This window comes from Micromonospora sp. A202 (assembly GCF_006715105.1).
GTDB classification, from domain to species: Bacteria; Actinomycetota; Actinomycetes; order Mycobacteriales; family Micromonosporaceae; genus Micromonospora; species Micromonospora zamorensis.
Window position 1 is genome coordinate 6,586,574 of record NZ_VFMP01000001.1, and the last position, 25,883, is coordinate 6,612,456.

General features: G+C 70.9%; 29 protein-coding genes. 23 read left to right on the plus strand and 6 right to left on the minus strand.

The window, feature by feature from the left end:
* Positions 1-98: 98 nt before the first annotated feature.
* From FBZ33_RS30550 to FBZ33_RS30600, 11 genes are all read left to right on the plus strand, one after another.
* Positions 99-464, plus strand: coding sequence for a DUF485 domain-containing protein (locus FBZ33_RS30550; RefSeq protein ID WP_088950720.1), 366 nt, complete (start codon positions 99-101; stop codon positions 462-464).
* A complete protein-coding gene (locus FBZ33_RS30555) occupies positions 442-2,133 on the plus strand; it encodes a cation acetate symporter (protein ID WP_141911854.1) in 1,692 nt (563 codons plus the stop codon). Before FBZ33_RS30550 ends, FBZ33_RS30555 begins: the two co-directional genes overlap by 23 nt.
* Before the next feature lie 80 nt (positions 2,134-2,213).
* Positions 2,214-3,191: an NAD-dependent epimerase/dehydratase family protein gene (locus FBZ33_RS30560; RefSeq protein ID WP_141911856.1), complete on the plus strand. Its 978-nt coding sequence runs from the start codon at positions 2,214-2,216 to the stop codon at positions 3,189-3,191.
* 76 nt (positions 3,192-3,267) lie between these two features.
* Positions 3,268-4,494, plus strand: a complete 1,227-nt coding sequence (locus FBZ33_RS30565; RefSeq protein WP_141911858.1) for an LCP family protein — start codon at positions 3,268-3,270, stop codon at positions 4,492-4,494.
* A 180-nt stretch (positions 4,495-4,674) separates the two neighbouring features.
* A complete protein-coding gene (locus tag FBZ33_RS30570; RefSeq protein ID WP_141911859.1) occupies positions 4,675-5,952 on the plus strand; it encodes an LCP family protein in 1,278 nt (425 codons plus the stop codon).
* A gap of 200 nt (positions 5,953-6,152) precedes the next feature.
* Entirely contained in the window at positions 6,153-7,091 is a 939-nt protein-coding gene (locus FBZ33_RS30575; RefSeq protein WP_185755541.1) for an LCP family protein, read from the plus strand.
* 58 nt (positions 7,092-7,149) lie between these two features.
* On the plus strand, positions 7,150-7,485 hold the full coding sequence (locus FBZ33_RS30580) for a rhodanese-like domain-containing protein (RefSeq protein WP_141911863.1): 336 nt from the start codon (positions 7,150-7,152) through the stop codon (positions 7,483-7,485).
* Positions 7,486-7,495: 10 nt separating this feature from the next.
* A complete protein-coding gene (locus tag FBZ33_RS30585; protein ID WP_141911865.1) occupies positions 7,496-8,284 on the plus strand; it encodes a glycerophosphodiester phosphodiesterase family protein in 789 nt (262 codons plus the stop codon).
* A gap of 46 nt (positions 8,285-8,330) precedes the next feature.
* Positions 8,331-9,785 (plus strand): PAS domain-containing sensor histidine kinase, encoded by a 1,455-nt coding sequence (locus tag FBZ33_RS30590; RefSeq protein ID WP_141911866.1) that lies wholly within the window; start codon positions 8,331-8,333, stop codon positions 9,783-9,785.
* Between the two features lie 60 nt (positions 9,786-9,845).
* Positions 9,846-10,262: an ATP-binding protein gene (locus tag FBZ33_RS30595; protein ID WP_088950728.1), complete on the plus strand. Its 417-nt coding sequence runs from the start codon at positions 9,846-9,848 to the stop codon at positions 10,260-10,262.
* 103 nt (positions 10,263-10,365) lie between these two features.
* Positions 10,366-11,253 carry a DUF5926 family protein gene (locus FBZ33_RS30600; RefSeq protein ID WP_088950729.1) on the plus strand — a complete coding sequence of 296 codons (888 nt, stop codon included), beginning with the start codon at positions 10,366-10,368 and terminating at the stop codon, positions 11,251-11,253.
* Here the strand turns inward: FBZ33_RS30600 and FBZ33_RS30605 are convergent.
* On the minus strand, positions 11,240-12,481 hold the full coding sequence (locus FBZ33_RS30605) for an arginine deiminase (RefSeq protein WP_141911868.1): 1,242 nt from the start codon (positions 12,479-12,481) through the stop codon (positions 11,240-11,242). The two genes, FBZ33_RS30600 and FBZ33_RS30605, sit on opposite strands and share 14 nt — an antisense overlap.
* Before the next feature lie 167 nt (positions 12,482-12,648).
* On the opposite strand from FBZ33_RS30605, the gene FBZ33_RS30610 reads away from it, so the two are divergent.
* From FBZ33_RS30610 to pheA, 5 genes are all read left to right on the plus strand, one after another.
* The gene (locus FBZ33_RS30610; RefSeq protein ID WP_141911870.1) at positions 12,649-13,386 is read left to right on the plus strand and encodes a hypothetical protein; all 738 of its coding nucleotides are present in this window, start codon (positions 12,649-12,651) and stop codon (positions 13,384-13,386) included.
* Between the two features lie 170 nt (positions 13,387-13,556).
* Positions 13,557-14,015: a hypothetical protein gene (locus tag FBZ33_RS30615; RefSeq protein WP_088950732.1), complete on the plus strand. Its 459-nt coding sequence runs from the start codon at positions 13,557-13,559 to the stop codon at positions 14,013-14,015.
* A gap of 75 nt (positions 14,016-14,090) precedes the next feature.
* The gene (locus tag FBZ33_RS30620; protein ID WP_141911871.1) at positions 14,091-14,480 is read left to right on the plus strand and encodes an ACT domain-containing protein; all 390 of its coding nucleotides are present in this window, start codon (positions 14,091-14,093) and stop codon (positions 14,478-14,480) included.
* A 181-nt stretch (positions 14,481-14,661) separates the two neighbouring features.
* Positions 14,662-15,192, plus strand: coding sequence for a hypothetical protein (locus FBZ33_RS30625; protein WP_255509079.1), 531 nt, complete (start codon positions 14,662-14,664; stop codon positions 15,190-15,192).
* 10 nt (positions 15,193-15,202) lie between these two features.
* Complete coding sequence (gene pheA / locus FBZ33_RS30630) at positions 15,203-16,159, plus strand: prephenate dehydratase (protein ID WP_141911873.1); 957 nt, start codon at positions 15,203-15,205, stop codon at positions 16,157-16,159.
* A 45-nt stretch (positions 16,160-16,204) separates the two neighbouring features.
* Here pheA and FBZ33_RS30635 read toward each other — a convergent pair whose 3' ends face one another.
* From FBZ33_RS30635 to FBZ33_RS30645, 3 genes are all read right to left on the minus strand, one after another.
* Complete coding sequence (locus FBZ33_RS30635; RefSeq protein ID WP_141911875.1) at positions 16,205-16,927, minus strand: AIM24 family protein; 723 nt, start codon at positions 16,925-16,927, stop codon at positions 16,205-16,207.
* 111 nt (positions 16,928-17,038) lie between these two features.
* Positions 17,039-17,386, minus strand: a complete 348-nt coding sequence (locus tag FBZ33_RS30640) for a metallopeptidase family protein (protein ID WP_172862248.1) — start codon at positions 17,384-17,386, stop codon at positions 17,039-17,041.
* A 146-nt stretch (positions 17,387-17,532) separates the two neighbouring features.
* A complete protein-coding gene (locus tag FBZ33_RS30645; protein WP_088950735.1) occupies positions 17,533-17,964 on the minus strand; it encodes an OsmC family protein in 432 nt (143 codons plus the stop codon).
* Positions 17,965-18,097: 133 nt separating this feature from the next.
* On the opposite strand from FBZ33_RS30645, the gene FBZ33_RS30650 reads away from it, so the two are divergent.
* The 3 genes from FBZ33_RS30650 (at position 18,098) to FBZ33_RS30660 (ending at position 20,654) form a co-directional block, all read left to right on the plus strand.
* The gene (locus FBZ33_RS30650) at positions 18,098-18,823 is read left to right on the plus strand and encodes a hypothetical protein (protein ID WP_141911877.1); all 726 of its coding nucleotides are present in this window, start codon (positions 18,098-18,100) and stop codon (positions 18,821-18,823) included.
* 197 nt (positions 18,824-19,020) lie between these two features.
* The gene (locus FBZ33_RS30655) at positions 19,021-19,842 is read left to right on the plus strand and encodes an HAD family hydrolase (protein ID WP_141911879.1); all 822 of its coding nucleotides are present in this window, start codon (positions 19,021-19,023) and stop codon (positions 19,840-19,842) included.
* Positions 19,842-20,654: an HAD family hydrolase gene (locus FBZ33_RS30660; RefSeq protein WP_141911881.1), complete on the plus strand. Its 813-nt coding sequence runs from the start codon at positions 19,842-19,844 to the stop codon at positions 20,652-20,654. Before FBZ33_RS30655 ends, FBZ33_RS30660 begins: the two co-directional genes overlap by 1 nt.
* A 19-nt stretch (positions 20,655-20,673) precedes the next feature.
* On the opposite strand, the gene FBZ33_RS30665 is transcribed toward FBZ33_RS30660, so the two are convergent.
* Positions 20,674-21,276, minus strand: a complete 603-nt coding sequence (locus tag FBZ33_RS30665; protein WP_088950739.1) for a bacterial proteasome activator family protein — start codon at positions 21,274-21,276, stop codon at positions 20,674-20,676.
* 84 nt (positions 21,277-21,360) lie between these two features.
* Here FBZ33_RS30665 and FBZ33_RS30670 point away from each other — a divergent pair, with 84 nt between their 5' ends.
* Together FBZ33_RS30670 and FBZ33_RS30675 are read left to right on the plus strand one after the other, a co-directional pair.
* Positions 21,361-22,158, plus strand: coding sequence for a S9 family peptidase (locus tag FBZ33_RS30670; RefSeq protein ID WP_141911883.1), 798 nt, complete (start codon positions 21,361-21,363; stop codon positions 22,156-22,158).
* An 80-nt stretch (positions 22,159-22,238) separates the two neighbouring features.
* The gene (locus FBZ33_RS30675) at positions 22,239-23,426 is read left to right on the plus strand and encodes an ABC transporter substrate-binding protein (protein ID WP_141911885.1); all 1,188 of its coding nucleotides are present in this window, start codon (positions 22,239-22,241) and stop codon (positions 23,424-23,426) included.
* Positions 23,427-23,493: 67 nt separating this feature from the next.
* On the opposite strand, the gene ddaH is transcribed toward FBZ33_RS30675, so the two are convergent.
* The gene (gene ddaH / locus FBZ33_RS30680; RefSeq protein WP_185755443.1) at positions 23,494-24,327 is read right to left on the minus strand and encodes a dimethylargininase; all 834 of its coding nucleotides are present in this window, start codon (positions 24,325-24,327) and stop codon (positions 23,494-23,496) included.
* A 59-nt stretch (positions 24,328-24,386) separates the two neighbouring features.
* Here ddaH and FBZ33_RS30685 point away from each other — a divergent pair, with 59 nt between their 5' ends.
* Both FBZ33_RS30685 and FBZ33_RS30690 read left to right on the plus strand, forming a co-directional pair.
* Positions 24,387-24,848, plus strand: a complete 462-nt coding sequence (locus FBZ33_RS30685) for an Lrp/AsnC family transcriptional regulator (protein ID WP_088950743.1) — start codon at positions 24,387-24,389, stop codon at positions 24,846-24,848.
* Positions 24,849-24,919: 71 nt separating this feature from the next.
* Positions 24,920-25,876, plus strand: coding sequence for a zinc-binding dehydrogenase (locus FBZ33_RS30690; RefSeq protein WP_141911887.1), 957 nt, complete (start codon positions 24,920-24,922; stop codon positions 25,874-25,876).
* Positions 25,877-25,883 lie beyond the last annotated feature (7 nt).

The following is a 25,883-nucleotide window of genomic DNA, read 5'->3' on the forward strand; positions in this document are numbered from 1 at the left end:
TCGACGACCGACGTCGATCTCGGCCTTCCCCGTCGGGGAGCGCGCTCTTTACGGTGCGCGAAACTCCCTCTGACGCCTGTGAAGGTGGTGATCCACAGATGTCCACGGACACACCCGCTCCGGCCGCTTCCCAGTCGGACAAGTACCTGGCCGTACAACGGTCGGACGAGTTCGCCGGGCTGCGGCGTGCGCTGCGCGGCTTCGTCTTCCCGATGACCGTCGCGTTCTTCCTGTGGTATGCGCTCTACGTCATTCTCTCCGCGTACGCCCGGGACTTCATGGGCACGAAGCTGTTCGGCAGCAACATCAACGTCGCGCTGGTCTTCGGCCTGCTCCAGTTCGTCTCCACGTTCCTGATCGCCTGGCTCTACTCCCGGTACGCGGACCGGAAGATCGACCCCATCGCCGACCGGATCCGCGCCGAGATCGGGGAGGTGACCCGTGAAGACGGTTCACGCGGTTGAGACGTTCCTCGCGGCTGAGGCTGGCAATCACACCGCCCGCAACCTGACCATCACGCTGTTCCTGGTCTTCGTGGCGGTGACCCTGGCCATCACGATCTGGGCCAGCCGGCAGACCAAGACGGCAACCGACTTCTACGCGGGCGGCCGGTCCTTCTCCGGTTTCCAGAACGGCATGGCGATCGGCGGCGACTACATGTCGGCCGCGTCGTTCCTCGGCATCGCCGGCATCATCGCGCTCTATGGCTACGACGGCTTCCTCTACTCGATCGGCTTCCTGGTCGCCTGGCTGGTGGCCCTCCTGCTGGTCGCGGAGCTGCTGCGTAACTCGGGCCGGTACACGATGGCCGACGTGCTGGCCTTCCGGATGCGCCAGCGTCCGGTGCGTACGGCGGCGGCGGTCTCCACCATCACCGTGTCGATCTTCTATCTGCTCGCGCAGATGGTGGGCGCCGGCGCGCTGGTCGCGCTGCTGCTCGGCATCCGGCCGGGGACGACCTTCCTCGGCATGGACGCATCCACCGCGAAGATCGCCACCATCATCATGGTCGGCGCCCTGATGATCATCTACGTCACCGTGGGTGGCATGAAGGGCACCACCTACGTGCAGATCGTCAAGGCGTTCCTGCTCATGGGCGGCGCGCTGCTGATGACGATCCTGGTGCTGGCGAAGTTCAACTTCAACCTGTCGGCACTCCTGGGCCAGGCCGCCGAGGCGTCCGGCAAGGGCAGCGCGTTCCTCGAACCCGGGTTGCGGTACGGGGTCGAGGTCGCCGGCAACTCGACGCAGACCTTCTACAACAAGGTGGACCTGCTGTCGCTGGGTATCGCCCTGGTGCTCGGCACCGCCGGTCTGCCGCACATCCTGATCCGCTTCTACACGGTACCCACCGCGAAGGCGGCCCGTAAGAGCGTGCTCTGGGCGATCGGCATCATCGGCACCTTCTACCTGCTCACCCTGGCCCTCGGCTTCGGTGCGGCGGCATTGGTGGGCAGCGCGGCGATCACCGCGCAGGACAAGGCCGGCAACACCGCGGCGCCCCAGCTGGCCGAAGCGCTCGGAATCGACTTCTTCGGCGGCGAACTGGGTGGTGCGGCGCTGCTGGCGATCATCGCGGCGGTCGCCTTCGCCACCATCCTGGCGGTGGTCGCCGGGTTGACACTGGCCTCGTCGTCCAGCCTGGCGCACGACTTCTACGCCAACGTCATCAAGCGGGGTGACACGTCGGAGCGGCAGGAGGTACGCGTCGCCCGGATCTCCGCCCTGGTGATCGGCGCGGTGTCGATCGCCCTGTCGATCTTCGCGCAGAACCTCAACGTGGCGTTCCTGGTGGCGCTGGCCTTCGCGGTCGCCGCCTCGGGCAACCTGCCGGCGATCCTCTACAGCCTCTTCTGGCGGCGGTTCAACACCTCCGGCGCGGTGTGGGCGATCTACGGCGGTCTGGTCTCGGCCGTGCTGCTGGTGTTCTTCTCGCCGGTGGTCTCCGGCGCGGCGACGTCGATGTTCCCGGACCACGACTGGCAGTGGTTCCCACTGTCCAACCCGGGCATCCTCTCCATCCCGTTCGGTTTCCTGTGCGGGTGGATCGGCACCGTCATCTCGAAGGAGCACGACGAGGACAAGTACGCGGAGCTGGAGGTGCGGGCCCTCACGGGCTCCGGCGCCCACTGATCCGAGCGCTCGTCACGAGAGGCCCCCTGTGCTCAACAGGGGGTCTCTTCGTGCAAATGGGAGTCGGTAGGCTGACTGGCATGAAGGTTGCTGAGCGCTTCGGTTCCGGTCACCGCGTTCTCGTCACCGGCGGCGCCGGTTTCGTCCCGTCGCACCTGGTGGATTCCCTGATCACCCGGGGCTGCACGGTGGTGGCGCTGGACAACTTCGTGACCGGCTCCAAGGAGAACATCGCCCACCTGGTGGACCGGCCCACCTTCACGCTCGTCGAGGCGGACCTCTCCGACGGCCTGCCGACCGACCACCCGGCGCTGGCCGAGCGGTTCGACGCGATCCTGCACATGGCCTCGCCGGCCAGCCCCACCGACTTCGCGCAACTGCCGGTGGAGATCCTCCGGGTCGGCTCGGTGGGCACGCTGCACCTGCTGGAGCGCGCGGTCGCCGACGGCGCCCGGTTCCTGATGGCCTCCACCTCCGAGGCGTACGGGGACCCGAAGGAGCACCCGCAGCGCGAGACCTACTGGGGCAACGTCAACCCGATCGGGGTCCGCAGCGTCTACGACGAGGCCAAGCGCTTCTCCGAGGCCGCGACGATGGCGTACCACCGCTACCGCGGGCTCGACGGGGCGATCGTCCGAATCTTCAACACGTACGGCCCACGGATGCGCCCGGACGACGGCCGCGCCATCCCCACGTTCATCTCCCAGGCGCTGCGCGGCGAGCCGATCACCGTGCACGGCACCGGCAACCAGACCCGGTCCATCTGCTTCGTCGAGGACCTGGTGCGGGGCATCCTGCTGCTGCTCGACTCGACCGAGACGGGCCCGGTCAACTGCGGCACCGAGCACGAGCTGACCATGCGGCAACTCGCCGAGTTGATCGTGTCGCTCTCCGACAGCAGCTCCGAGGTGACCTACGTCACCCGCAGCTCGGACGACCCGGAGATGCGCCGCCCCGATCTCACGCTCGCCCGTGAACTGCTCGGATACGAGCCGACGGTCGCGCCCGAAGATGGCCTGCGACGCACGATTGAGCACTTCCGGGCACGGCTAGGGTAACCAGTTCACCGCGTACCGCCTGCCGCTGAGTGTCGCCTGAAGGCGGCGGTGGCTCCCGCTACGTACCCTGAGTTACATGTCCGCGACTTCGTCTGCCGGCGTCCCGCATCCGTACCTGCACCGCAGCGCCGGGCGCGCGTCGGTGCCCGGCCCCGACCGGGGCGCCTCCGGGCGTGCCCGTCCGACCGAGGCACGCTTCTACCCGTCGTACGACGAGGATGAGCCCAGGCCCGGCGGCCCGGCGGGGCCACGTAGGCCCGGCGGTCCGGGTGGTGCCGGCGGCTCCGGTCGGCGTGGCCCGCGACCGCGCTGGGGTCGGATCGCCCTGGTGGCCGGGGTCGCGGTGCTGGTGCTGGCGTTGCTCGGCAGCGTGGGGGCCTGGCTCTACGCCCGCAACCTCAACAACGACCTGGCCCGCACCGACCCGTTCGCGGAGATCACCGGTGGCCGGCCGGTCAAGGCCGTCGACGGCGCGCTGAACATCCTGCTGGTCGGCAGCGACTCACGGGACCCGGACGCGCCTGTCGACGCCAGGAGTGAGTGGCGCGCCGACACGGTCATCGTGATGCACATCCCGGCCGACCACCAGGAGGCCTACCTGGTCTCCATTCCGCGTGACCTCTACGTGCCGATCCCGGAGAGCGCCGGCGCGGACTGCGACTCCGGTGAGCGCGCGAAGATCAACGCGGCGTTCGCGTTCGGCGGGCTGCCGCTGGCGGTACGCACCGTGGAGTGCTTCACCGACGTGCGGATCGACCATGTGATGGCGATCGACTTCGGCGGGTTCAAGGAGGTCACCGACGCCCTCGGCGGGGTGGACCTGAAGGTGGAGCGGACGGTCACCTCGATCCACAAGCCGTACCGGACGTTCACCAAGGGCACAAACCACATGGACGGCGCGGAGGCTCTGGACTGGATCCGGCAGCGTAAGCAGTTCCCGGATGGGGACTTCGCCCGGATGCGGCACCAGCAGGAGTTCCTTCGGGCGCTGATGGACAAGGCGGCGAGCAGCGGCACGCTGGCGAACCCGAAGAAGCTCAACGATTTCCTCCAGTCGGTGACCGCGGCCGTAACCGTTGACCAGGGTTTCTCGGTTACAGACATGGCGCTGCAGTTCCGCAACCTGCGCGGCCAGAACCTCACCTTTGTGACCAGCCCGAACTCGGGCAGCGAGACGAGAAACGGCGAGTCGGTGGTCGTCTCGGACCGGGAGAAGGCGCTTGCCATGTACAAGGCCATGTCGGCGGACACCATGGCGGACTGGGTCAAGGCCAACCCGCCGAAGGGCAACGCCGGCGGCTGACCGAGGCGGGCACCCCGCTGCCGACGGCCCGACGGCGAACCCGCCGTTCGGGTCATCGAGTGGCGACGATCGACTGAATCCGGGAAGATCGACATCCGATTCATCCGAGATGAACTCGCCAAGTCGTTTTCATGTCCGTACAGTGGTGCCGCCCCCTCCTGATCACGAGCTGGAGCACGAATGCCGGTTCAGGCCAGTCGTCGCCCTTCCTCCTCCGGGTCTGCCGCGCCCAGCGGCCGGATCTCTGCGGCCATACCAGTGCAGTCACGCCCCTCGGGCGGCGGACCGGGCGGTCGTCCGCCCGGCGGCGGCGACGGCGGCAGTTCGGGTGGCGGCGGCGCGGGTGGCGGTGGGTCGGCGAAGAAGCGGACCAAGCGCAAGGACCCCCTCTGGGCCCGGCTGACAGTGGTGTTCGGGGCGGTGCTGATGCTCAGCAGCGGGGCGGCCATCGTCGGCAGCAAGGTGGTGATCGGGCAGGCGACCGGCGGCATCGCTCAGCGCAACCTGCTGGGGGAGGCCGGCAAGTCCGACGCCGAGGGCGGGGCGAGCCTGGAGGGGCCGATCGACATGCTGCTGCTGGGCGTGGACGCCCGGGAGCGCTGGGCCGCCGACGACGTCCGCTCGGACAGCATCATCATCCTGCACATCCCGGCCACGCACGACCAGGCGTACCTGATCTCCATCCCCCGGGACACCGAGGCGCAGATCCCGGCGTTCCCGAAGAGCGGCTTCACCGGCGGCACCGACAAGATCAACGCCGCGTTTCAGGCGGGTGCCCGCAACGGTGGTGGCTGGGAGGGTGGCGCGCAGCTGATGGCGCAGACGATCAAGCGCCTCACCGGGATCAGCTTCGACGGCGCGGCGATCATCAACTTCGGTGGCTTCAAGAACGTCATCGACACCCTGGGCACGGTGCGCATCTGTGTCAGCCAGGAAGTCAAGTCGCTGCACATGTCGTACGTCGACGGCAAGCCGATGTGGAACGCCGACGCCAAGAAGACCGGCAAGGCGCGCACCCCGGTGGTGCACAAGAAGGGCTGCCAGGAGATGGAGGGCTGGGCTGCACTGGACTACTCCCGGCAGCGCAAGACCCTCCGCAACGGCGACTACGACCGCCAGCAGAACCAGCAGCAGCTGATCAAGGCAATGGCCAAGAAGGCCACCGACCGCGGGATGCTGACCAACCCGGCCAAGATCAAGCAGTTGATCAAGGCGGCCGGCGAGGCGTCCGTGCTGGACACCGGCGGCGTGCCGATCGAGGACTTCATCTTCACCATGCGCGGGGTCACCGGCAACGAGCTGACCATGCTCAAGACCAACAACGGCACCTTCAACGCCAACGGCAACAACACCGAGGGTCTGAACGAGGAGACCAAGGAGATGTTCCGGGCGGTCAAGCAGGACAAGCTCGCCGACTTCGTCTTCACCCACCCCGAGGTGATCTCCAACCGCAAGTGACGGCCGGGAGTCGCGAAAACCCAGCGACGGCATCGTCACCGCCCGTAGCCTGACGTGAGCAGGTTTCACGTATCGGCTGCGGGGAGGCGGTCACGTCCAGGTGGGGACGGAACGCGGCGGGCCGGGCCGGAGCGGCCCCGTCGGCCCGAGCACGCCGCGCCCGCGGGTCGCGGATCATGCTCGGCGTCGGCCTGGTCCTCGTGCTGCTGGCCGGGCTCGCCGTGGCCGGGATCAGGACGCTGAGCAACCGGTACGAGCGAACGGTGACCAAGGAGCAGTTGCTCGACGCAGGCTCCCGCACCGACCGCACCGACCTGGACGGGCCGCTCAACTACCTCCTGGTCGGCTCCGACCGCCGCCCCGGAGGCAGCGGGCCGGACCAACGCTCGGACACCATCCTCATCGTGCACGTACCCGCCGGCCAGCGGGAGGCGTACCTCGTCTCCATTCCCCGTGACCTGCTGGTCGCCATCCCTGCCGGGAACGGCTTCGGCGGCGGCCAGGACAAGATCAATGCAGCGTACGAGCACGGCGGCGGCGGGCAGGCCGGCGCCCAACTGCTCTCCGCCACGCTGACCCGACTCACCGGCATCCGGTTCGACGGTGCCGCACTGATCGACTTCTCCGGCTTCCGCAAGGTCATCGACCTGCTCGGCGGGGTCCAGATGTGCGTGGACACCGAGGTCCGCTCGATCCACACCAACCGGGTCTTTCCCGTCGGCTGTCAGCAGATGGACGGGGCACAGGCACTGGACTACGTCCGGCAGCGATACGACCTGCCCGGCGGCGACTACGACCGGCAGCACCACCAGCAACAGTTGCTCCGGGCGATGTTGGACAGCGCCGGCAGGGCGGACCTCCGCAGCAACCCGATCAAGCTCGACCAGGTGCTCCGGGCGGTCGGCGGGTCGTTGACCGTCGACACCAACGGCGTACCCCTGGAGGACCTGCTCCTCGCGCTGCGCGCGCTGCCGCCCGACGGGATGCGCGGTGTCCAGGTGCCCTCGTCACCGCAGACCATCGACGAGGTCTCGTACGTGGTGCTGGACAACGGGGGCAACGGGCTGTTCGAGGCGGTTCGCGGCACCCGGGTGCCCGCCTGGGCGCAGGTCAACCCCCGCTGGGTGACCCGGTTGTGACGGTGTCGTAGGCCGGGTCGGTGCCGAACCGGCCTACGAGGATCTAGTGTTGCTTCCTGTGTTCGGACCCCAGGTTCCCACCGTGCCCGTGACCGAGATTGCCGACGAGACCTACCTGCTGGATGTGCGGGAGCACGACGAGTGGGCGGCCGGCCACGCCCCCACCGCTCACCACCTGCCGATGATGGAGTTGCCGGCACGGCTGGCCGAGGTGCCCACCGACCGGGAGGTGGCGGTCGTCTGCCGTTCCGGCGGCCGCTCCGCCCAGGTCGTCGCCTACCTGATCAACAACGGCTGGGAGCAGGTGCGCAACGCCGACGGCGGGATGCGCCAGTGGTCTGCCGTCGGCCGACCGGTGGTCGACGCGAACGGGCAGCCCGGCCAGGTCATCTGAGGCGGACGGCATGGGCGGTCCACTGGTCTTCGCGCACCGCGGCGCCTCGTACGACCTTCCCGAGCACACCCTCGCCGCGTACCTTCGCGCTCTCGACGAGGGCGCCGACGGCCTGGAGTGCGACGTCCGGCTGACCCGGGACGGGCACCTGGTCTGCGTACACGACCGTCGACTCGACCGCACCAGCAACGGTCGCGGTCTGGTCAGCGCGCGTACGCTCGCCGAGCTGGACGCACTGGACTTCGGCTCGTGGCATCCGGGCAGTGCACCGAGCGGCGACCTGCCGCCGGACGACTCGCACACCCGGCTGCTCACCCTGGCCCGGCTGCTGGACGCGGTGCTCGACGCCGGCCGGCCGGTCCGGCTGCTGGTCGAGACAAAGCACCCGTCCCGCTACGGCTCGAACGTGGAACGCCGACTGGTCAGCCTGCTGCGCCGCTACGGGCTGGCCGACCCGGCGCCGGACGACAGGGTGCAGGTCACCGTGATGTCGTTCTCCCCGCTGGCGGTCCGCCGGGTGCGCGAACTCGCCCCGACGCTGCCCACCGTGCTGTTGCTGGAGGTGTTGCCGCCCTGGCTGCGGTTGGGCCGGCTGCCGTTCGGCTCCCGCATCGCCGGGCCGGGCATCGGCCTGGTCCGGGGCCGTCCGCAGCTGCTGCCCGCGCTCCAAGCGGCCGGCAACGAGGTGTACGTCTGGACGGTCAACGAGCCCACCGACCTGGAGCTGGTGCTGTCCGCCGGGGTGGACGGGATCATCACCGACCGGCCGGCGTACGCCCTCGCCCGGCTGGGCCGCTGACGGGCGGGGGTGCCCAAATCCGGGTCGACGGGGCAGACTCGCCCCCATGCCGGAGCGTATTGACTTCCCCGCTCTCCTCGCCGGCCACACCGTCGTGATCGAGATGATCAATTCTGGGGACGCCGGCCTGCCGGTCCTCACCCAGCTCCTCCGGGTGGCCCAGCCGGCACTCGGCGCGACCGGTATGGCGTTCGTCGAGTTCGGTCCGACCGGTGGTCGCGTGATCTCCGCGACCGGCGCGGCGGAATGGGCCCTCGGTCGTCCGCTGGCCGCCGACGACCCGGACACCGTCTGTCTGCTCGCCGGGCCACGGGTACGCCAGGTACGGGTGGACCACCTCAACGGCAAGCTGGCCGGCGAGCTGAGCGGCAGCGACCTGCACTGGATGGTGGTCTCCCGGGCGGAGGTCGGCGGCCACATCGTCGGGAGCATGCACGCGCTCTACTCGGACGACGACGAGCCGGGCCCGGACCAGCAGGCGGTGATCGGCTACCTCGCCTCCTGCGTCGCGCACATGTACGGCGACCAGAGCGGCCTGCCGGTGCACGGCGACGGCCCGGTGGTGGCGGCACTCGCCGACGGGCTGGCCGTCGTCGACCGGGACGGGCACGTCCGACTCTGGAACCCGGCCGCCGCCCAGGTCACCGGGCGGTCGGTCGAGCAGGCGCTGAGCGCGCCGTTGCCGTTCCCGCTGCCCCCCTCCGGCCAGGTCCGGGACCACCGGATGCCGGACGGCCGCTGGCTGCGGATCACCTCCGGCGAGCTGCCCGGCCCGGGCACGTTGCGGGTGGTCACCTTCCGCGACATCACCGACCAGCAGCGCCGCGACCACGACCGGGAACTGTTCGTCGCGGTGACCAGCCACGAGCTGCGCACCCCGGTCACCGTCATCAAGGGGTACGCGGACACCCTCACCGACCACTGGGAGTCGCTCACCGAGGTGGACCGGCGGCAGGCCGCCCGGGTGATCGGGCAGCGTGCCAACGAGTTGGCCCGGTTGGTCGACCGTCTCCTCTCCTCGGCCGCCGAGACCGGGCCCGGGGACGACCCCGCGACCCCCTTCGACCTCGGCGAGGCGCTGCGCTCCGCCGTCGGCGACCTGCCGGCGGACCTGCGTCGACGGCTGGTGCTGCTCCTCCCGACCGACCTGCCCAAGGCGCTCGGCCACCGGCCCAGCCTGGCCACCGTGTTGACCGAGCTGACGACCAACGCCGGCAAGTACTCGGCACCGGACTCCCCGATCGAGATCACCGCCTCGGTGGACGGTCAACTGGTGGCGTTCCGGGTCAGCGACCGGGGCATCGGCATCCGACCGGAGCACGTGGAGCGGGCCTTCGACCGGTTCTGGCAGGGCGAGTCCGGCGACCGGCGCGGCTATCCGGGGGCAGGGCTCGGCCTCTATCTCGTCCGCCGGATCGTTGAACAACAGAATGGATGGGTATCCCTACGTCCGAGGACCGGCGGCGGTACGGTCGCAGAGGTGCGGCTACCACGCGGTTGACCGAGGTGGCGCGACGTGGAGGCGACGGTGGCAGCGGCAGCGAGAGAGCGGGCGTGGTGCGTGGTGGTTCCCCACCACCCGGTCGGGGCACGGCTGGCCCGGCACCGGCTCGCCGGCGAGTTGGCGGACGTCGTACCCCCGACGCTTCTCGCGGATCTGATCGCGGTGCTGGCGGAGCTGGTGGGTAACGCCGTGCGGCACGCCCGGCCGCTGCCCGGCGGAGTCATCCGGGTGGCCTGGCACCTACGCCCCTCGGCCGAGGGCGCTCTGATCCAGTTGCGGGTCACCGACGGCGGTGCGAGCACCGGGCCGCGGATCCGGACAGCCAGCCTCGACGCGGCGGACGGGCGAGGGCTGCACATCGTGGCCGGTCTGGCCACCCGTTGGGGAGTCGAGCGCGACGGCATGGGCCAGCGCGTCTGGGCCGAGTTCGACCCGGTGCCGGCACCCCGACCCGACCTGGTGCCGGCACGCTGACCGTCGCTGATCCTGACCTCGTCGCCGGGACCGGTGCTCGACCGGCTCGGGATGGGTGGGTCCCGCCCACGGAAAGCCGGTCGGGGCTCTAGGCTGTGACGCCGTGAGCAAGCGTCGAAAGAGCCAGCGCACCGCAGCCGACACCGCCCCCCGCCGGGAGAAGGTGCGGGACATCTTCGTGCCGCGTCCGTTCGACGGGCTGGTCGACGAACCCGAGTGGATCGCCCTGCGCGAGTTGGTGCCGGCCGCCTCCGCGCCGCTGCGACTGGCACCCGCCCTGGTCGAGGAGTTCGGCGACCGGTCGGCGACGCTCGCCACGGTGCTGCCGATGGCCGCCCCGGCGATCAGCAAGCCGGACGGTCGGGTGCTCATCGGCCTCCAGCGCCACCAGCAGTCCGGTGACGTCTCCCGGGACCTGGCCGAGGCGCTGCTCTGCGCACTGCGGACCGAGCCGGGTGGCCAGGTGGCCGTGCCGCCGCTGCCCGGCCCCGGCCCACGCCTCCAGGACATCCTCGCGGACGGTCCACTGGACATCACGATGCACGAAGGTTTCGAGTTCTGGCTCGACCCCGGGGCCGGCGATGATCCGACCGTCCAGGCGTCTCTGGAGCGGGCGAACGCGGCCATCTACCCGACCGTGCGGTTGACCGCCGCGAAGGCCGCGTACTGGTGTCAGGTCCCGGAGAAGGCACACGTGCGCTGGGTGTTGCCCGAGGACGAGGACGCCGCCCTGGACGCGCTGGCCCGCCTCGGCGCGGCCGGTTCGCTGACGCTCGGCGAGCAGACCAAGTTCGCCGGCATGTTCCGCGCGCACGGCCGTCTGGTGCCGGTCTGGGACCTCCCGGAGGAGACTCCGGCCGCCGACTGGGAGGACCCGGTGGCGCAGTTCGCGAAGCGGTACGCGGAGGCGCTCGCCGCCACCGACCCGCTGGACGCCGCCGGCCGACGCGCCCGTCAGGGGCTACTCGGCCGCCAGCTCACCCTCCGCTGAGCCCGGCCCGGCCCGTTCCGGCCGGCAACGGCTCGCGGCTGATCGGGCAGGACATGCAGCGCGGCCCTCCCCGGCCGGATCCCAGCTCGGAGCCAGCGATCGGGATCACCTCGATGCCGGCTCGCTCCAACTGTGCGTTGGTCTCGGTGTTGCGCTCGTAGCCCACGCAGAGCCGGGGCGCCAGCGCGAGGGTGTTGTTGCCGTCGTCCCACTGCTCGCGTTCCGCGGTGACCGGGTCCAGCCCGGTGTCGATGACCCGGAGCAGGTCGAGGTCCATCGCGTCGGCGGCGGCCCGCAGGAACGGCGCCGGCCCGTCCACCCGCGGGTCCTCACCGTCCGCGCCGGCGATGACGGTGTACGCCGACAGCGTGCTCGCGATGTTGGGGTACATCAGCACGGCGTCCACGTCGACCATCGTGCAGACGGTGTCGAGGTGCATGGTGGCGCGCTTCTGGGCGATCGGCACCACCAGGATGGTGTGGGCCAGGCCGGCGGCGAAGACCTGCCGGCCGAGGCGTTCGGCACCGGCCGGTGTGGTCCGTTCGCCCACCCCGACCGCCAGCACCCCGGGCGCGAGCAGCAGCACGTCCCCACCCTCAAGGTGTTCGAGGTTGGGGCGGTAGACGAACTCGGTGCCGGCGAAGCGCGGGTGGTGCCGGTAGATGGCGTCGGTCAGCGTGGTCTCGCGGCGGCGGGCGGGCATGGCCAGGCTGGTGACGCCGACCCGGTCGCCGATCCAGAGCGACGAGTCTCGGGTGAACAGCAGGTTGGGCAGCGGGTCGATGACGAAGTCGTGCCGATCCATCAGGGTGTAGACCAGCCCGCCGGGCCGCTCCGAGCTGATCCGCAGTTCCTCGTGGGCCAGCCCGGCGGTCAGCACGTCGGCCAGTGCCGCCGGGTCCAGGTAGGAGAGGTGGTCGGCGACGCGGGCCCGCAGGGTGTCGCCGAGCCGTCGGGAGCGCAGCACCTGTTCGGTGAGCTCGGCGCGGGCGTCCGCGACGGCAAGCGTCTCGGCCAGCAGGGTGGCCAGGTACAGCACCTCCACCCCGCGCTCGCGCAGGGCGGCGGCGAACGCGTCGTGCTCCTCCTGGGCCCGCCCGACCCAGGGGATCGCGTCGAACAGGAGCGAGTCGTTGTTGCGTGGGGTGAGCCGGGCCAGTTCGGGGCCGGGCCGGTGCAGCAGTACGGTGCCGAGCCGCCCGACTTCACTGTCGACGTAGTGGGTCACTCCCGCAGCGTAGGGCAGGGTTTGGCGGCATCCGAGAAAAGAACTGTGGATGAATATGGCATTCATCCACAGTCATTCCGGCGCTCCGGCTTGCCGAACCCCGGTAGTGGCAACGTAGGGTAGTGGGGACATAACTTCGAGGGACCTTTTGCCGGAGGTCGACGACGATGACTGTCTTTCCCGCACGACGAGCCGTACCGTCCGCTCGGGCACTGCCGCCCGTCGCGGTGCCACACCCCCGTGCCGAGTCGACGGGGGTTCTCGAACCAATCCGTCCGACACCGCTCGAATGGGCCCGCCGCCGTCGGGCCGAGCGAGGGGCGCGCCGCCTGGAGGCGGCCGGGGCGCGGGCGCTGGGCCAACTCGATCACCTCGGGCCCTCCTGGCACGTGATCGAATGGCCGCGCACCGACGTGACAGACGTCCTCGACCGTGGTCAGGACGAGCGCGCCGGGTTCCTCGCCATCGGGCCGAGCGGCCTCTTCGCCGTGACCATCGCCGACCACGGCCGGGCCAGAGTGCTTGTCGCGGGGGACGTCGTGCAGATCAACGGCAAGCGACCGCCGTACGTGGCCGAGTCCCGCCGGGACGCCAAGCGGGCCAGCAAGGCCCTCTCCGACGCGGTGGGGCTGCCCGTCCCGGTGACGCCGGTGCTGACCTTCGTCGGCTCCGGCGTTATCAGTGTCTACGGCCTTCCGAAGGACTGTCTGATGGCCACCCACCGCGAGCTGGATCGGCTTCTCGTGGCCGGTGGCAGTCGGATCAGCCCTGCCACGGCCGAGAAACTGTCCCGGGTCGCACAGCACCCTGGCACCTGGCTGAACGGCACGTACCGTCCAGCTGCCGACTACCGGTGGTATGACGAGGGCCGAACGGCCGCTGACAAGCCGGCCAGTCGCCGGTAACGTCACCGGCGACGCCACGCGGCTCCGGTCCCCCCGTCCACCTCACCGGCTTCCCGCGCCGTCACCGGCCGCCTCGGTTCAGGCTGTGCGGCCTGGGTGACCAGGTGCGCTCGGTGATTCGTCGGCGACCCGCTAGCGTGGACAGTCGATCGGTGCACATAGGAGGCGCGGTGGCCCACGTCGAACTTTCGCTCTCGGAAGCGTTCGTGCCGGCGGCGCGGGCCTCGACAGAGCCGGAGTCCGACAATGTCGGCCAATGGTCCTCGACAGTGTCCCGGGCCGACGAGCCGTGCCTGCTGATCGACGCCGACACGAGGGTGGTGGCGATCTCCACGGCCGGCTGCGAGCTGCTCTGTCTGGGCGAGCCGGGCGCTCTGATCGGGCGACCGCTGCTCGACGGAGGGCTGCGCCTGCTCGATTTCACCGCCAACCGGGGCGAGCTGACCGAGGCCGAGGCCGACAAGATCCCGCCCCTGCTGGCGCTCTCCTCCGGCCGACTCGCCCGTGGGCTGCTCCGGGTGCAGGCCGCCTCGGCCGACAACTCCGACGCGACCGTCGACGCGATCTCCACTCCGGTGCTCACCGACGGCACCGTCGCCGGTTCGCTCACCTTCTTCTCCGAGGTCTGACCTGCGGCGGAGTGTGTTGTTCGCCGCACGCGGCGTTGCTGGGATGAGCCCGCGCGCAGGCCGTAGGGTGCCCTCATGCTCGATATCGCGCTGCTGCCGGGGGACTACGCCGTGTGCCGCCTGGCCGCCGGCACCACCCTGCCGTACGCGTTGTCCAGCGGGCTTCGCGACACCGACGTGGTCACGGTGAGCTGGACCTCCGACGGGATCTCCGTGATCTGCCCGACCGACCGGGCTCCGGCACAGGCCGTGGTGGAAACCGTGTGGCGCTGTCTGCGGGTCACCGCCCCGGTGGGGATGGCCGCCATCGGCAGCCTGGCCGCGCTGGTCGACCCGCTGGCCGAGGCACGGGTCAGCGTGGTCACGTTCTCCACCTTCGACACCGACTATCTGCTGGTGCCGGCCGTCCGGCTGACCGAGGGCACTGCCGCGCTACAGCGCGCCGGGCACCGCGTCACCGGCTGAGCTTCACCCCCACCGGCCGCTCACCCTACGATGGGCTCGGCCACCCCGGCCGCGACGAATTCTCCGATGTCCCGAGGATCGGCCCGTGCCGTTCACCCCACCCCGCCCCGCGTCTCCCCCATCGCGAGCGACGATCCACATCTCACCGGCGACTCCTGGCCGGTCGACCGGTCGCGTCCCCGTGCGGACCGCCGCCCGGGTCCTGCCGGTCGCACTCGCGGTGTTCGTCGTCACGGTGCTGGCCGGCTGTGGCGCCCCACCCGAGCTGAGTGAGCCGACCGCCCTGCCCACCCACACCGCGGCACCGACGCCACCTGGCGCGAGCACCGCTCCCTCCACCCCGCAGGTGACCGCACCGCCGCCCGTCACGGTCACGCCCACCGCCGATGCCGGTCTGGTCGCGACCGCCTGCCGCAACGGGCCGACCGGGCAGCGGGTGGTGCAGCTGTTGCGCGGGCGGGCGGGAGTCCTCCCGGCCAATGTCCGGGTCCAGGTCCGCACCGGCCCACTCTGCGCCGCCGACTGGCAGTTCACCGTGCTGGAGGTGACCGGCCACGAGGAACTCCAGGTGGTAACCCGGGGCCAGGCGGCCGCACCGACGCTGGTCACGGCCGGCACGGACGTCTGCACCATCGAGGTACGCGCCACCGGCCCCGCCGGGATCCGTGCCCTCGCCTGTGAGGCCGGTCCGGCCGCCGGCCCGGGTGCGTAGGCTGATCGGCATGCCGGGAACACCGCCGACACGTTTCGTCTACCTCGGGCCGGAGGGCACCTTCGCCGAGCAGGCCCTGCGTTCCGTCCCCGCCGCCGAGCGCGGCACCCGTACGCCCGCCCGCAGCGTCGGTGAGGCACTGGACAGCGTCCGTGACTCCGACGCCGATGCCGCGCTCGTGCCGCTGGAAAACTCGATCGGCGGCGCGGTCGGCGTCACGCTGGACGAGATGGCCGAGGGCGAGCCGCTGGTGATCACCCGGGAGGTGATCCTGCCGGTGGAGTTCGTGCTCGGCGCCCGACCCGGGACGTCGCTGACCTCGATCCGGACGGTGGCGGCCCACCCGCAGGCGTCCACCCAGTGCCGGGGCTGGCTGCGCGACCACCTGCCCGACACCGTCGTGGTCGACGTGCTGTCCAACGGCGCGGCTGCCGCCGGTGCCGGTGCCGGCGAGTACGACGCGGCGATCTGCGCACCGATCGGGGCGGCCCGGCACCGGCTCGCGATACTCGCCGACAAGATCGCGGATCATCCCGACGCGGTGACCCGGTTCGTGCTGGTGTCCCGCCCGGGGCCGCCCCCACCGCCGACCGGCGACGACCTCACCTCGCTCGCGGTCTACATCGCCCACGACCGGGTCGGCGCGCTGCTGTCGGTGCTGATGGAGCTGGCCGTCCGCGGGGTCAACCTGACCCGCATCGAGTCCCGCCCGACCGGCGAGGCGCTGGGCCGGTACGTCTTCTTCCTGGACTGCACCGGTCACGTGGCCGACGTACGCCTGGGCGAGGCGTTGCAGGGGCTCCGCCGGGTCTGCGCCGACGTCCGGTTCCTGGGCTCGTATCCCCGGCACCGGTGGGCCGAGTCGGCGGGCGAGCGGCCGGTGCCCGCACCGGCCGGCCTCTCCGACGTCGACTACGCCGACGCAGCGGCCTGGCTGGCCCGACTGCGCACCGGCGAGTTGACCTGACCAGGCGGGACGCTCCCAAACTCGGGAGCGCCCGCACCGCCGCTGTCAGCTCAGCAGACCGCCGAGCAGACCGCCCTCCTGCTGCTGCTGGCCACTGCCCATGACCGGCGGCTCCTCGGACGGCTGCACCACCACGAAGCCCTGGCCGGCGAAGCTCATCGTGAACGACTCACCGGTGCGTCGGCCCAGCAGCGTGCCGAGGCCCATCTGCTCGGCCCGGTGGTAGCCGGTCTGGAGGTTGGCCGACCAGCAGACCGCGGCCTGCGGGTCGACGTACGTCGGGGCGTCCACGTTGAGCACGACCGGCGTGCCCCTGGTGGTGATGGCGATCCGGCCGTAGCCGCTGAACACACAGTTGAACAGGCCGGACGACGAGGCCATCCCGGCGCCGCCGACCATCCTGATGTCGTACTGCAGGGTCGAGTCGAAGGCGAGCACGCTGGAGCCGTTGATGGAGAGGGCGTCGCCCGGCTCCAGGTCGATGATGTGCACGTCCTTGGCCAGCTCGGCGAGGAAGACGTCACCCTGGCCGGAGACCTTCATCAGCGGGACGCCCTCGCCGGTGAGCTTCTGCTTGAGGAACTTGCCGAGCCCACCCGAGCCCAGCGCCTGGAACTGCACATTTCCCTGGTAGGCGACCATCGACCCGACCCGGGCCATCGCCTCACCGTTGAGCTCGATCTTCAACATCTTGGAGTTCTGCAGCCGCATGCCGGGCTGTGCGGACTCCTTTTCCAGATTCTCCGAGGAGAACAGCTCGCTGCGCATGAAAGGGTGCCTCCTGACAGGGTTGCGGTCGCTGCACCGAAGGTAGGCGACCCGGGCAACCACGTGCCAGCGGCCGCGCTGCGAGGACCGGCTGCCGCTGAGCGGTGGCGCTCAGCCCCAGCCCAGTGCGTGCAGCCGCTCGTCGTCGATGCCGAAGTGGTGGGCGATCTCGTGCACCACGGTCACCGCCACCTCGTCGATGACGTCATCGTCGTTGTCGCAGATCCGCAGGATCGGGTGTCGGTAGATGAAGATCCGGTCCGGCAGGACGCCGGAGTAGTCCCAGCCGCGGCTGGTGAGGGCGTGACCCTCGTAGAGACCGAGCAGGTCGGCCTCGCCCGGCGGCGGGTCGTCCTCGACGAGGATCACCACGTTGCTCATCAGGCCGAGCAGTTCCTCGGGCACCTCGTCGAGGGCATCGCCGACCAGTTCCTCGAAGCGCTCGCGGGTCATCTCCACCGGCACCTCACCCATTCTGCCCGATGCGGGGTGCGCCCGGCCCGGTCAGTTGGAGCACCGCAGGGATCCGCGGGGCCACGGAGAGAGTGATTCCCGAGGTGGGCGAGGACTCTCTCCGTGGTCGAGCGGTTCGTGGGTCGACCGGCTCAGGAAGCCAGGCGGGCGTTGAGGGTGATCTCGGCGCCGGGCGAGAGCAGGCGGGAGATCGGGCAGTTGGCCTTGGCGGCCTCGGCGAGCTTCTGGAACTCCGCGTCGTCGATGCCTGGGACCTGGCCGACGGTCTCCAGGTCGATCCGGGTCACGGTCATCCCGGCGTCGGTCTTGTCCAGGTGGACCTTGGCGGTGGTCTCGACCGAGGTGGCCGTCGAGCCCGCGTCGGCGAGGGCCTTCGAGAACGCCATCGAGAAGCAGCCGGCGTGCGCGGCGGCGATCAGCTCCTCGGGGTTGGTGCCCTCGCCCTCCTCGAAGCGCGACTTGAACGAGTAGTTGCCCGACAGGCCGCCCTTACCGGTGCGGACGGTGCCGGCGCCCTCGGTGAGATTGCCCTGCCATTGTGCTGAAGCGGTACGGATAGGCATGGGGAGAACGCTAGCGGAAAGGTGACCGCCGAGCGACCGACCGGGGCGGACGCCCGCCCTGCGATCCCCGTCACGCACAGCTGGCTGTGCCATGATGCGACCCAGGTCCGTGACCCGGGCGGAAGGATGACCGATGTCCGAGGAGCTTCCCATCCCACGGCAGGGCGACCGCTCCGACGGTCTGGCCGTGATCGAGTGGGGTGCCGACGACGACCCGGCCCCGCGCCGCCGGTTCGGCTGGTCCCTGGCCGGGCTCACCCAGGACCCTCGGCTGCCCCTGCTGCTCGCCGGTCTGGGCGCGGTGGCCGGGGTCGCCTCGATGGTCGGTGAGTGGCTGGTGATGAGCCTGCCGAACGGCGGGCCCGAGGGGGACGCCACGATCGAGGTGCCCGCCGGGGTGTCCGAGGTCGGCGGCTTCGGAATCGGCTATCTGGTGGGGCTTCTCGCACTGGTCTGCACCGTGGTGTTGGCGCTTCGCGGCACCGCGTCCGTGCGGTCGAATGCCCGGCTGACCGGCCTCACGCTGGCCGGTGCCCTGCTGGCGTTGCTGGTCGCCGCCACGGCCACCCTCAACGATTCCGGTCAGCGGACCTTCTTCTACTCGGCACAGGACGGCTTCAAGGCCGAGTACGGTCGCGGCCTGATCATGGCCTTCGTCGCCTGTGTGCTGCTCGGTGCGGCCCTGCGGCTGGCCCCGGCCGGGACGCCGGAGGACGACCAGCCCGGGGATGCGCCGGCGGCCCGTGCCTGGCGCCGTCGCCGGGACCGCGACCCGGTGCAGGAGGACGGCCTGCCCGCGCCGGCCGACCTGACGGTCACCCCCGCCGCGCCTTTCGCGCGCCCCGACACCCCGTCCTGAGCTGCGCGGATCCCGGCAACGGCTGTCCGCGCCGCGACCGACGGACACCGGAGGGGTGCCGCTCGTTGGCGTCCGATTCGCCTGGAAGTCATGGATGCGACCCGTTCCGCGAGGTACGGTTGCTGCCCGCCGTTACGCCGGGCCTCGGCTTTTCGACCGCACGGCAGGCTGCGACGGCGGCGGGCGAAGGAGGAACGATGACCCGCCCGGGACTACCCAAGCTGATCGCGACCGACCTCGACGGGACACTGGTCCGCAGCGACGAGACCGTCTCCGCGTACACCCATGGGGTGCTCGACCGGGTGCGGGCCGCCGGAATTCCGGTGGTCGGCGCGACCGGTCGCGGCCCCCGGCTGACCGAACTGACCCGCAACGACATCCGCGCCGCCGACTTCCTGGTGATGGCCGGCGGCGGACGGGTGGTCGACCAGAGCGACCCCTCCGGCCCGCTGGTGCTCCGCGACGAGCGGCTGCCCGCCGAGGTGCTGGCCCGGCTGCTCGCCGACCTGGAAGCCGCTGTCGGCCCGCTGACCGTGATGGTCGAGGCGTCCGACGAGCATGACGCGCCGCTCTGGGGTGACTACCACGAGAGCTGGCCCTACCAGGACCGGTTCGAGGCGCGGACCCGCGCGGAGTGCCTCTCCTGCGATGTGATCAAGGCGTTCGCCCGGACCGCCGACCACCACGTGGACGAGCTGCTGGCGGTGGCCCGCCGGATCGTCTCACCGCAGGTCGCCACGCTCACCCAGGCCGGGCTCGGCTTCATCGAGATCTGCCCGCCCGGCGCGGACAAGGCGAGCGGGCTGACCGTGGTGGCGCAGACCCTCGGGGTCGACCCGGCCGACGTGCTGGTCTTCGGTGACATGCCCAACGACCTGCCGATGTTCGAGTGGGCCGGCTGGGCGCGGGTGGCGGTGGCCAACGCGCACCCGGACGTCCGGGCCGCCGCCGACGAGGTGACCCTGCGCAACGACGACGACGGAGTGGCGGTGTACCTCGACCGGCTACTGTCCCGGTGATGCAAGAGACACCCCGCCTGATCGCCACCGACATCGACGGCACGCTGATCCGCGACGACCACACCGTCAGCCCACGCACCGCCGACGTGCTCGCGCGGATCTCCGCGCAAGGCACGCCGGTCGTCCTGGTCACCGGCCGTCCGGTCCGCTGGCTCAAGATGGTGTACGACCAACTGGCTGAGCCTCTGCCGGCCGTCTGCGCCAACGGGGCAGTGGTCTACGACCCGTTCACCGACGAGGTGCTGCGGGCTGACCCGCTGGCGCCGCAGCACCTGGCCGAGGTGGCCCGGAGGCTGCGCGCCGAGGTGCCCGGCATCAGCTTCGCCGTCGAGATCCTCAACAGCCGGGAGATGCGACACGAGGCGCACTACCCGCTGCGCTGGGACGCCGACGCCGCCGGTATCCGACCGGTCGAGACGCCTGAGGAACTGCTCTCGGCCCCTGCGGTGAAGCTGCTGGTCCGGGCCGGCGAGCAGGACCCGGACGCGTTCGCCGAGCTGATCGCGGCAGCGGTGGCGGGGCTGGCGGAGGCCACGCACTCGTCGTCCTCCGGCCTGGTGGAGATCTCCGCCGCCGGGGTGACCAAGGCTGCCGGCCTGGACTGGTACTGCGATCGACTCGGGGTGAGCGCCGCCGACGTGCTGGCCTTCGGCGACATGCCCAACGACGTGCCGATGCTCACCTGGGCGGGGCGGGGCGTGGCGGTCGCCAACGCGCACCGCGCCGTCCTGGCGGTCGCCGACGACGTGACGACGGCGAACACCGAGGACGGCGTGGCGGCGTACCTGGAGAAGGTCTTCGGTCTGGACTGAGCGGGCCGCGACCGCTCGGTCAGAGGTACTGACCGGTGTTGTGGCCCTCACCGCCGCCCGGCTGAGCGATGCCCGGCATCCCGGGGACCATCCCACCGGGGCCGCTGGGCAGCGCCTGCCGGCCGCCACGCATCTGCTCCAACTGGACCCGGGCGGCCATCTGCTGCGCCACCAGGGCCGCCTGGATGCCGTGGAACAGGCCCTCCAGCCAGCCGACGAGCTGGGCGTGCGCGATCCGCAACTCGCCCTCACTGGGGGCCTTGTCCTCGGCGAAGGGCAGCGAGATGCGCTCCAGCTCGTCGCGCAGCTCGGGGGCGAGGCCCTCCTTCAGCTCGACGATCGACCGCTCGTGGATCTCCCGCATCCGGTTGCGGCTGGCGTCGTCCAGGGGTGCGGCCTTCACCTCCTCCAGCAACTGCTTGATCATGCTGCCGATCCGCATCACCTTGGCCGGCTGTTCGACCAGGCGGGTCGGGTCCTCGCCCTGGCCCTCGTCGGTCTGCATCGTGCCGATCGGCCGGCCGTCCGGGCCGACCACCACAACGGTGCCGGAGTGGCCGGAGTCGTCGGGGCCGGGCTCGTCGTCTTGTCCAGCGGAGCGTGCTTCGGTCATGGGGTCCATCTTTACCCAGCGAGCGCGACCCATGCCGCCCGGGACCTACTCCCGGGGCCGAAACACCCGGGCGGGGCGCGCTACCGTCGCGCCATGCCTGTCGACCCGCGCGCCGTGCTGACCCGACCCGCGCCGGAACCCGACCGGACCGTCGCGTACGGCGACCACCCGGATCAGGTGGCCGACCTGCGCTTCCCGGCGGAGACCGGCCCCGCGCGACCGCTGGTCGTCGTGGTGCACGGCGGTTTCTGGCGGGCCGAGTACGACCGGCGGCACACCAGCCCGCTCGCGGCCGCTCTCGCTGCCTGCGGCTACCCGGTGGCGCAGCTGGAATACCGGCGGACCGGGCAGCCGGGAGGCGGTTGGCCGGGCACGTTGACCGACGTGCTGACCGGCGTGGCCGAGCTGCCGGCGCTGGCCGCCGAGGCGCTGCCCGGCCGGGTGACCCGGGCCGCGCCGACCCTGCTCGGGCACTCTGCCGGCGGCCACCTGGCGATGTACGTGGCGGCCAGCGCCCCGGCGACCGTGGCCGGGGTGCTCGCCCTGGCCCCGGTCGCCGACCTGGGCGAGGCGTACCGGCGGGACCTGGACGCGGGCGCGGTGGCGGCGTTGCTCGGCGGCGGCCCGGCGGAGGTGCCGGACCGGTACGCGGCGGCGGATCCACGAATGTTGGTACCCATTCGAACACGCACCGTAGTCATTCACGGCTCGGAGGATCAACAGGTTCCGGCGGAGATGAGCCGCGACTTCGTCACAACAGCCCGTGGCGCAGGATCCGATATCTCCCTTGTTGAACTGCCCGGATGCGAGCATTTCGGGCTGATCGACCCTGAGTCGTCCGCCTGGCCTCAGGTTCTCGACGCTTTACGGGCCCTGCACGATGATCTATAGCCATTGACGCAGCGTCGCGGACCAGGTAGAACGCCGGAGGGGCGGTGTTCGGCCCTGCAACGCTCCTTGGAAGGAACTCGGTGTCGCAGATGAATCGCAGGCGGGCGCTCCAACTGTTGGCCGCGCTCGGTACCACCGGGTTCGTCGCCGGGTGTGGCTCCGACACCGACGCCCAGTCGGCCGCCGACCGCAGCCCGGTCAAGATCGGGTTGATCACGCCGCAGGGCGGCGGGTTCAAGAGCATCGGCGACGACATCACCAACGGCTTCCAGGTCTTCCTCGACCTGCACGACCAGCGGCTGGGCGGCCACCCCGTCAACCTGCTGACCGCCGACGAGGGTGACACCGCCAAGACCGGCAAGGCCGCCGTCGAGGGCCTGCTCAAGCAGGGCGTGCTGGCGCTCACCGGCGTGGTCAACTCGGCGGTGATGGTCGGCATCCGCGACACCGTCGAGGAAGCCCGCGTCCCGCTGATCGGCTCCAACGCCTCACCGAGCAGCCTGCAGAGCGTCTTCTACATCTGGCGGACGTCGTACGTGCTGGACGAGGCCGGCCGGGCGCTGGGCCGCTACCTGCGCGACCAGCTGAGGGCGAACAGCCGCGTCGCGATCATCATGCCGGAGAACGTCGGCAGCCCGGACGTGGTGCGCGGCTTCCGGGAGGAGTTCGGCGCGAACGACGCGCGCATCTCCGACCCGGTGACCTACACGAGCGCCAACCCCAACCCGGGCAAGACGACGTACGCCTCGGACATCACCAAGGCACTGGCCAAGAAGCCCACGGCCGTCTTCTGCTTCTTCGCCGGGGCTGCCGCTGTGGAGTTCATCAAGCAGCTTCGGGAGAAGTTCGCCGGCCCGGTCTACGCACCCGGCTTCCTCACCGAGGGCTCCGTGCTGGAGAACCTGAAGGACAACGCGCTGGGCATCCAGACCGCGCTGAACTACTCGGCCGACCTGAACAACACGTCCAACCGGGTCTTCGCCTCGGCCTACCGCAAGAAGTACCAGGTCACTCCCACCACGTACGCGATGGCGTCGTACGACGCGGCGCAGGTCCTCGACCAGGCAATCCAGCTGACCGGCGGGAAGCCCACGCCGCAGCAGGTCAACCTGGCCCTCGGCAAGATCGGCCAGATCGACAGCCCGCGCGGCATCTGGCAGTTCAACCAGCCGCGCACGCCCCAGCAGAAGTGGTATTTGCGGGAGGTGCAGCGCGACGGTCAGGTCATGTCGAACGTGCTGATCAACGAGCTGGCCACGCTGGGCTGAACGCCCACCCGGAGCACGATTCGGGGCCGGCCTCCCAGTGGGAGGCCGGCCCCGAGGCGTTCGCGGGTCAGTGCCGCAGTTCGGCGATGCAGCACTTCACGCTGCCGCCACCCTTCTTCAGCTCGGCCAGGTCGACCGCCACCGGGTTGTATCCGGCGGCCTTCAGCTTGCCGGCCAGCCGGGTGGCCTCGCTGTTGAGCACCACGTTGGCGCCGTCGCTGACCAGGTTGAGCCCGAAGGCCATCGCGTCCTCGTCGTCGGCGATCACCGCGTCCGGGAAGAGCTGGGTGAGCACCCGCTGGCTGGCCGCGGAGAACGCGCCCGGGAAGTAGACGACGTTCGAGTCGTCGATGGCCGCGAGCGCCACGTCCAGGTGATAGAAGCGAGGGTCGATCAGGCGCAGCGACACCACCGGCCGACCCAACGCCTCCTGCGCCTCACCGTGCGCCGGAAGCTCGGTGCGGAAGCCGTGCCCGGCCAGGATGAGCCCGCCGTGCGCCTCCGGCACGTACGCGAAGTCGCCCTCGCCCTCGTTAATCTCGCTCGGTGCGATGAACCGCCAGCCCTGCGACTCGTAGAAGGCGTGGTGAACGGCGGCCTCGGCGGCTCGCTGCTCGTGCTTGAACCGAGCGCCGTACACGCTGCCGTCCACGGTGAAGCCGCCGTTGGCGGCGTAGACCATGTCGGGCAGGCCCTGCTCGGGGGTGAGCAGGTGCACCTCGTGACCGAGGCCGACCAGCGTCTCGCGCAGCCGGTCCCACTGTTTGACGGCCAGATCCCTGTCGACCGGGGTGGTCACGTCCATCCACGGGTTGATCGCGTACTCAACCGCGAAATGCTCCGGTGAGCACAAGAGATATGTCCGCTTTCGCGGGACTCGGTGCTGGTTCACGGTCACCAAGAGTAGGTACCGTTGAACTTTAGGAACAGCCACAACCGTTGCTTCCCAGAGGCGGAACGTTGCAGATAGACGCGGTAGACCAGCGGATCATTGCGTTACTCGTCGCCGACGCCCGTGCGTCGTACGCCGACATCGGCACTCGGGTGTCACTCTCCGCCCCGGCAGTCAAGCGTCGCGTCGACCGGCTGCGGGCCACCGGCGTGATCAGGGGATTCACCGCCGTCGTGGACCCGGCCGCCGTCGGGTGGACCACGGAGGCGTTCGTCGAGCTGTTCTGCGCGGGCCGGACCACCCCCGCGCAGATCGGGGTGGCCGCACGTCGACACCCGGAGGTGGTCGGCGCGTACACGGTCTCCGGGGAGGCGGACGCCCTCGTGCACCTGCGCGCCGCCGACATCGCCCACCTGGAGGCGGCGCTGGAGCGGCTGCGCGCCGAGTCCTTCGTGACCTCCACCCGCAGCACCATCGTGCTCTCCCGGCTGGTCGAATCCCCGGGCGTGGGTCCCTCCACCCGACCTTGACCTCAAGCCCGCTTCAACAGGTGCAATGGTCGTGGCGTGGCACGAGGCCCGCCGAGGCCGAGGGGGACCACATGCGGGCGATCTGGTTGCGGGAGTTCGGCGGGCCCGACGTGCTGGTGCCGGGCACCGCCCCCGACCCGACGCCCGGCCCCGGGCAGGTGCTGATCGACGTCGCGCACGTGAACATCACCTTCGTCGAGACGCAGCAGCGCTCCGGTCGCCCCGGGCCGTTCCAGGTCACCCCACCGCTGATCCCCGGCAACGGCGTCGGCGGGACGATCACCGCCGTCGGGCCGGACGTCGACCCGGCACTGATCGGGCGACGGGTGGTCAGCGCCACCGGCGGGTCCGGCGCCTACGCCGAACGCGCGGTGGTGGACGTGTCCGCACCGATGGAGGTGCCTGCCGGGTTGGCGCTGGACGACGCGGTGGCACTACTGGCCGACGGGCGTACCGCCACCATGCTGATCGAGGCGGTGGGCGTACAACCCGGTGACCGGGTGCTGGTGGAGGCCGCCGCTGGCGGCGTGGGCAGCCTCCTCGTGCAGCTCGCGTCCCGGGCCGGCGCCCGGGTGATCGGCGTCGCCGGCGGACCCCGCAAGGTGGAGCTGCTGACCGGCCTGGGCGCCGACCTGGCCGTCGACTACCGCCTGCCCGACTGGGCCGACCGCGTCCGAGCTGCGACGGGTGGGCTCGACGTGGTGCTCGACGGGGTCGGCGGGGCGGTGGCCCGAACGGCATTCGAGCTGCTGGACCCGGGTGGCCGCATGGTCAGCTTCGGATTGGCCAGCGGGGAGTGGTCGCCGGTCTCCGGGGAGGCCGCCACGGCACGGCAGGTCACACTGATCCGGCCGGACGTGCCGCCCGCCCGGCTGCGGGCGTACACCGAGCAGGCCCTGGCGGACGCGGCAGCCGGCCGCCTGCGACCGCTGATCGGCCAGCGATTCCCGCTGGACCGCGCCGCCGACGCGCACGCCGCCATCGAGGCGCGCGCGACGGTCGGCAAGACCCTGCTGGACGTGCGCTAGGGCGCGT